This is a genomic window from Mesorhizobium sp. M7A.F.Ca.US.002.01.1.1, from assembly GCF_004022955.1.
Taxonomy (GTDB): Bacteria; Pseudomonadota; Alphaproteobacteria; order Rhizobiales; family Rhizobiaceae; genus Mesorhizobium; species Mesorhizobium ciceri.
In genome coordinates this window covers 1-1,530 of record NZ_RZQE01000820.1, presented here as the reverse complement: position 1 = coordinate 1,530, position 1,530 = coordinate 1, and the positions used below count along the sequence as shown (strand labels likewise).

Here is a 1,530-nt window from a genome sequence, read left to right as displayed (position 1 = left end):
GCCCGCGCGGGGCCTGTTTTTGTCTGGAACCGCCAATGTCAACGTGCAGGTGCGCGGTCCGGCGACATCGCCCGTCATCGGCGGCAGCATCAGCACCTCGGGTGCGCGCCTTGTCGATGCGCGCTCCGGCCTCGCCGTCAACGATCTCGCCGCCGATGTCTCGATTGCCGGCGGCGTCGCCAGGATCAACCGGCTGACCGGAACGCTGTCAACGCGCGGCAGCCTGTCGGCCAGCGGCACGGTCGGCATCAACCCGGCGCAGGGTTTCCCGGCCGACCTGTCGATCAAGCTGGTCGACGGCCGCTATACGGACGGCAGGGTGGTGACCGCCAATCTCGGCGGCGACCTGACGATCAAGGGACCGCTGACCTCCGCACCGGTCATCGCCGGCACCGTCAATCTCGCCAAGACGGTGATCACCGTTCCCGACAAATTGCCGGGCTCGCTGGCGGCGCTCGACGTCAAGCACAAGAACGCGCCGGGCGCGGTCAAGGCGCAGGACAAGGCGCTGCGGCCGCCGACGACCAGCGGCAAGGGCGGCGGTAGCGGCCTTGCGCTCGATGTCACGGTCAACGCGCCGAATCAGATCTTCATCCAGGGCAGGGGCGTTGATGCCGAACTTGGCGGCTCGCTGAAGCTGACCGGCCCGGCCTCGTCGCCGCAAGCGGTCGGCACCTTCACCTTGCAGCGCGGACGACTGTCGATCCTCGGCAAGCGGCTGACCTTCACCGAAGGCACGGTCGGGTTTTCCGGCTCGCTGGTGCCCTATCTCAATTTGACGGCGACCACGACGACGACCAGCGCCACCGTCACCATCGTGGTGTCGGGCGAAGCGACCAATCCGAAGTTCACCTTCTCCTCGGTGCCGGCGCTGCCCGAGGATGAGGTGCTGGCGCAATTGATCTTCGGCCGCTCGATGTCGAACCTGTCGCCGCTGCAGATCGCCCAGCTCGCCGAAGCGGCGGGGCAGCTGGCCGGCGTCGGCGGCTCGACGTCGCTGCTGGAAAACCTGCGCAGCGCCATTGGCGTCGACGATCTCGACGTCACCACCGACGACCAGGGCGGCACGGCGGTTTCGGCCGGCAAATACCTCAACGACCGCACCTATGTCACCATCCAGAAGGGCGACAAGCCTGGCTCGGGCAAGGCGACGATCGACCTCAATGTCGGGCGCGGCGTCAAGCTGCGCGGCGAGGCCAACGATGCCGGCGAAGCCAAGGGCGGCATCTTCTACGAGAAGGAATACTGACAGTCCGGCGGGGCTTTTGGCCTCATGGTGGATCGATTCTGGTGCTGTGCGGGCCAGAGTAAATGTCTCAGTTTAATCGACTATCGCGATTCCAGAAGAATCCGTCGGACAGTAGCAAATTTGCGCCAAGACTGTCGTTATCACGCGAACCGCTCCCCTTTCAAAGTTGCACATTCCCTAACATGTTCTCAATCCACGCCGTCTTTGACATCATGGCCTGGATGCGGAATGTTAAAAGGCGGAAAGCCAACAATGGGAGTTAAGTCATGACAATTTATAAG

At 64.0% G+C, this 1,530-nt stretch carries 1 protein-coding gene; it reads left to right on the top strand.

Annotated features, from left to right (window positions below; translation table 11 throughout):
• Positions 1 to 1,249: translocation/assembly module TamB domain-containing protein (locus EN932_RS35790; protein WP_206619027.1), on the top strand; the 1,249-nt coding region annotated here is incomplete at its 5' end.
• Positions 1,250 to 1,530 lie beyond the last annotated feature (281 nt).